The 5,421-nt window shown below is 42.8% G+C and carries 6 protein-coding genes and 1 pseudogene; 6 read left to right on the forward strand and 1 reads right to left on the reverse strand.

Features of this window, described 5'->3' with window-relative positions; translation table 11 throughout:
- Together GW12_RS06255 and rnk are read left to right on the forward strand one after the other, a co-directional pair.
- A pseudogene (locus tag GW12_RS06255) lies at positions 1 to 151 on the forward strand (IS30 family transposase); the annotation flags it as partial.
- 91 nt (positions 152 to 242) lie between these two features.
- Complete coding sequence (rnk, locus tag GW12_RS06260; RefSeq protein WP_034585000.1) at positions 243 to 641, forward strand: nucleoside diphosphate kinase regulator; 399 nt, start codon at positions 243 to 245, stop codon at positions 639 to 641.
- Between the two features lie 64 nt (positions 642 to 705).
- Here rnk and GW12_RS06265 read toward each other — a convergent pair whose 3' ends face one another.
- Entirely contained in the window at positions 706 to 1,194 is a 489-nt protein-coding gene (locus tag GW12_RS06265) for a TIGR00645 family protein (RefSeq protein WP_034585003.1), read from the reverse strand.
- A gap of 367 nt (positions 1,195 to 1,561) precedes the next feature.
- Between GW12_RS06265 and GW12_RS06270 the strand changes: the two genes are divergently transcribed.
- From GW12_RS06270 to GW12_RS06285, 4 genes are all read left to right on the forward strand, one after another.
- Complete coding sequence (locus GW12_RS06270; protein WP_034585005.1) at positions 1,562 to 2,353, forward strand: tellurium resistance protein; 792 nt, start codon at positions 1,562 to 1,564, stop codon at positions 2,351 to 2,353.
- Between the two features lie 16 nt (positions 2,354 to 2,369).
- Positions 2,370 to 3,509, forward strand: a complete 1,140-nt coding sequence (locus tag GW12_RS06275; RefSeq protein WP_034585008.1) for a toxic anion resistance protein — start codon at positions 2,370 to 2,372, stop codon at positions 3,507 to 3,509.
- A 33-nt stretch (positions 3,510 to 3,542) separates the two neighbouring features.
- Positions 3,543 to 4,463: a hypothetical protein gene (locus tag GW12_RS06280; RefSeq protein WP_034585010.1), complete on the forward strand. Its 921-nt coding sequence runs from the start codon at positions 3,543 to 3,545 to the stop codon at positions 4,461 to 4,463.
- A 208-nt stretch (positions 4,464 to 4,671) separates the two neighbouring features.
- A partial coding sequence (locus GW12_RS06285; protein WP_034585012.1) for a thioredoxin family protein occupies positions 4,672 to 5,421 on the forward strand: 750 nt, incomplete at its 3' end.

Here is a 5,421-nt window from a genome sequence, read left to right on the forward strand (position 1 = left end):
TCTGCCAAAATCATCATCGTTTGATGACGTGTCAAACGAACAAATAGAGCAGATAGAATTTGCACTCAACCATCGTCCTAGAAAAACGCTAGGTTGGTATACACCGAGTGAAGTTATGGCTGGTTTTTATACTGTTGCACTTGCCGCTTGAATCCGCCATAGCTTAAAAATAATTTAAATCAACAATTTAATTTTACTGTATTTGTGAATCTTGATTGAATTTCCCGTTAAGGAGAGTTTGCATGCAAAAAAATCAAATCATTTTATCTGAGCAGGACTTAAACAGGTTACAGTCCATGCTGGACCATCAGCCCAAGTTAACTCCAACGATGGAGCAGCTAGAAGAAGAACTGGCACGGGCAGAAGTGGTCAAGCCAGAAGATATTCCAGCCAATATCGTGACTATGCATGCACGTGCTCTGGTAACCATTGAAGGCCAGACGAAAGAGATTACCTTGGTCTATCCACACGAATTTACCGGTGAACCAGGACAGCTGAATATTGTGGCACCAGTTGGTGCAGCGATTCTGGGACTGGAAGAAGGACAGACGATTGAATGGCCACAGCCAGATGGCGATATCATGCAGATCAAGGTAGAAAAAGTATTGTATCAGCCTGAACGGGAAGGCGATTTTTTATAAAGCCAGAGTCATTTCTCCTGAAATAAAAAAAGCCCTAAAAACTAGGGCTTTTTTTATTGAGTCATTAATGTTTGGTAATTTTATCCAGATAACCCATGATAAAGGCAGAGATCACAAAGGTTAGATGCATAATGATGTACCACATGATCTTGTCATTATCGACATTGCGGGCATCCATAAAAATTCGCAGCAAATGAATCGAAGAAATCGCGACAATGGAAGCTGCCACTTTGAGTTTGAGCGAATTGGCATCCATGGTACCGAGCCAGTTCAGGCGGGTTTTATTTTCATCAATCTTGAGCTGGGAGACGAAATTTTCATAGCCTGAGAACATGACCATCACAATCAAGCCACCGACCATGGTCATGTCCACCAGTGACAGGATGACCAGAATCAGGTCTGCTTCGGTATATTCAAAAATATGTGGTAGGACGTGGATAACTTCCTGAAAGAATTTTAATGCCAGCAAAAGCAAGGCAAAGGATAGCCCGAAGTAGACAGGCGCTAAAATCCAGCGCGCGGCATACATGGTATTGTGAAAGAAACGTTCCATTTCACCCTCAGATCACATCTTTATTATTGAACCTGATCATAAATAATCCCTGAATAAATTTCGAGAATTTTTAAGATTTTTAGGTGTTTAAATACCTACTACTGAGTTCAGAAAAACATCAATATGAATGGAAGGGCTAAATCAGGAAAATAAAAAATTCTACAAGTATTGTGCTGATTGAATGGAATTACAGTCAAGTTAGAATTCTGAATCTGGATCTGCTACAACAGTTCAGTACACTATCTTAAGGAGAGCTGTATTACCTGACTGGCAAGCGCTATAAAAAAGACTTGTTTGCAAAATGCTACATGTTATGGTGAATAAAAACACGTAGTATAAAAACCGAATTCACTGAGTTTAAAGGGCCATGTCACAGATAGATGTTTTGATCCCGATCCAGGAGATAGCAGTAGATCCGAATGAGATTTTAAGCATCAAGCGCAACGAGCTTGTCCCTCTGCTCCATGACCAGTACCGACTCAATCACTATGCCGATCAGCTGATTCAGGCTCAGTCAGTCTTGTTGGATGGTGTTGATCCACATCTCACCCAGCAATTGAGCCAGACTATTGAGAAAATTATTCAGGCACTGGCAGATTCGAAAAAATATCTGAAAAAGCGCAAATTTAATGCCCTGCAAAAATGGCTGGGGATTGATCTGGATTATGGTTCCAGTCAGGTGCAGTATTATCGAAATCTGGATCGTCTGCTTGACCAGGCCAGTCACCTAAGTCACAAGCTGCAGATAGAAATCCAGAAATCCCAGGCACGTTTTCAGCAGCTATCTGGATTGCGGGAGCAGATGGCCAAGCATATTGTCGCAGCGGAGGAGTTTTTGCAGGAATATCCGCAGTTCGTCAAGAATCAGCATCCATTAGATAATTTCAAGGAACGTTTGTCCAAGAAAATTCATACCTTGCGCACCTTGCAAGCCAGTAATGATATCGCCATCACCCAGATGCAATTGTCACAACAGCTTTCTTTCAGTTTATTGGACCGATTTCAGGAAGCGCAGCAGGTGTTAATTCCGGCCTGGCAATATCATGTCAAACAAACAAACACGAAGCACTCGACAAGTGATCTGGAAAAACTTGATAATAGCCGTGAAAATCTAATTAAAACGTTAAAAAAATCGCTCGAGAAGCCCTCGAAAACATAACAATATAAGGTGAACTATGACCAATCCTGATACTGTAAATCTGCCTGATAACCAAGAAAAAGCAAATGAACTTGCTGAACAGAAATTTCAGCAAATGGACCTGAAAGAACTGGGCTTAAAGCCTGAGGACTTTCAGGAGGTGCTGGCAGCACGCAAAGAATTACAGGAGATGAGTCATACTGCCGTAGCTGAATACGGCAAAAATATTGCTACCAAAACTTCGACCTATACCGATGAATTGCTGAATCTGGTACAGAACCGTGATCTGGATGCGACCGGGCATAAACTGAATCAGGTGGTGCAAGTAGCACAGCAGCTGAATGCATCCAGTATCCTGAGTAAAAGCAAAACGTCTGGTTTCTTTGGTAATTTGCTGAATAAATTTAAGGGTGCCAAACAGAGTTTTGATGCACACTTTAATACTACCAAGGAACAGATAGATGTCTTGGTCAAGGAAATTGAAACCTCACAGTCTGGGCTAAAAGCGCGTGTTTCGACCCTCGATAAAATGTTCGAGGGCGTACAGGAAGAATATAAGCAGCTTGGGATTCATATTGCCGCTGGCCGGATTCGTGAGCAGGAACTGCAACATGAAATTGCTGAGTTAACTGCCTTGCCACAGGATCAGACCACCACCCAGAAAATTTATGACTTAAATCATCTCGCGAATAATCTGGAAAAACGTATTAGTGACTTGCAGGTGTTGCAACAATCCGCGATGCAGACTTTACCAATGATTCGCATCATCCAGTCCAATAATCTGATGCTGGTCGACAAGTTTTATGCGATCAAGAACATTACCTTGCCTGCATGGAAGAACCAGATCAGTCTGACCATTTCCCTGCATGAACAGAAGAATAGTGTTCAGCTGGCGAATAGCATTGATGATGCCACCAATGAGCTGCTGCGCCGGAATGCCGATCTGTTGCACCAGAACTCGGTGGATACGGCACGTGCCAACCAGCGTTCAGTGATTGACGTAGAAACGCTTGAACACGTCCAGAACACCCTCATTAATACAGTAAATGATGTCATCAAGATTCAGAAAGAAGGCATGCAGAAACGTACTGAAGCGACTGCGCGTCTGAAAGCCTTACAGGATAATCTCAATTATCTGGTCATTGAATCGAGTACAGACGGGTCTGAATCGAACTAAGGATTGATTCCGGCTCGCGAAGAGGAGTCTGGTTTGCCCCCATTAGATGAGTATGCAGTAAATCCTCGGGAAATCGAGCAGGGTGTGGTGGCACTAAAAAATCGTCAGCATCGCCTGATGCTGCTCGGTGTCACCACGACCACGATTACTATTATTTCGATCATTAGCCTGTTTTTACATCAGGAACTGGTCTATGGATTCTTTGGCTTAAGTACCGAAGTACAGCAGCTGCATTTACCGATCAGTGTGGATGCCAATCTGGCGAGTATAGGGGATAACCCGGACTATTTTCTGAACCTGCGCAGCTGGTTTGGCTGGCTGATTTTGAAACTATTTGCTTCCTTTATTGGTGCATTCTTTGTAGTGCACTTCCTGAAAAAAATCCGCTATTTCTATGTCAAATTTCAGTCCTTTGTGCAGAAGTTTGTCGGTTGGTTAATTGCTTTTATCCTGATCTGGAGTGGCCTCACCTATTGGCAGCATGATCTGAACGGTGATCATGACGATGCTTACCAGAAAGTGGTGTATTACGACAGTAATATCAATGACAGCGAAATGGCACGTTATCTGTCAGAGACAGAAGAGGTGGCAGCACCAGTGAAATCCTATCTGCTGGCGCAAACCGCTTTGTTGCATAATCCTGCTGATCTGTCTGCAGCCCGTCCACATGTATCGCGACTGATTCAGACGGAAAAGAATGACAAGGCTTTTGAAGAATATGGTTTCAAGCCGGAACAGCTCTGGACCATGCAGCAACAGGTGTATGGTAAGACCATGACATCGCTTGCTGAAACTGTCACACCACAAGTACAGCAGGCCAGCCATCTGGAAAGTTGGGTGAAAATCCTGATTTGGATGGTGCTGAGCATATCAGCTGTGTTGAGCCTGATCTTTTATGGACTGGCGAATATCATTAAAAAACGTTCATTGCGGATTGAACAGCGTATTCATTAACGGTCAAAATTGTGTGAATGGCGAATATGATAAGTGCGATTCCATTTGTAAAGTTTAGCCAAACACAATTCTTTGATCTTAAATTGAAAAATAGCTTTTAATCTAAAAAAGCGATTGTTTGTATAAAAACTACCTGTTTTACCTGTTTCTTTATTTTTCTTATGATTACTTCATCGAATGAATGATTACTCCTTTGGAGATGTTAGCAATGTTAGATCAAAATACAACAGCTCAACTTAAAACCCTTTTGGAACGCCTTGAAGGTCCAATCGAACTGGTTGCCACTCTGGACGCTTCTGACAAATCAGCCAAAATTAAAGAACTGGTAGAAGAAATCGCTGTGCTTTCACCACAAGTGACTGCACGTTTCGACGGTCAAAACAAACGTGCACCAAGCTTCGGTGTAGCCAAAGCTGGTGAACAGCCTCGTGTGTTCTTCGCAGGCTTGCCAATGGGTCATGAGTTCACTTCCTTGATTCTGGCATTGCTACAAACTTCAGGTTATGCACCGAAAGTGTCTGACGAAGTTTTACAATCGATTAAAGACCTAGATATCAAATCAGACTTTGATGTGTTTGTTTCTTTAAGCTGCCATAACTGTCCAGATGTAGTGCAAGCACTGAACCTGATTGCCCTCTATAACCCTGGCACAACTACGACTATGATTGATGGTGCTTTCTTCCAGGAAGAAGTGGAAGAACGCAAAATCATGGCGGTACCAATGGTATTCCAAGATGGTGAGCATATCGGTCAGGGTCGTATGACTTTGGAAGAAATCATTGCTAAATTGGACACTAACTCTGCAGCCAAAGAAGCTGAAAAACTGAATGCCAAAGATGCATTTGATGTATTAGTCATCGGAGGTGGCCCTGCGGGGAATACTGCTGCAATCTATGCAGCACGTAAAGGCATTAAAACTGGTATCGTGGCTGAACGTATGGGCGGTCAGGTGATGGAT

Source organism: Acinetobacter sp. HR7, from assembly GCF_000773685.1.
Taxonomy (GTDB): Bacteria; Pseudomonadota; Gammaproteobacteria; order Pseudomonadales; family Moraxellaceae; genus Acinetobacter; species Acinetobacter thermotolerans.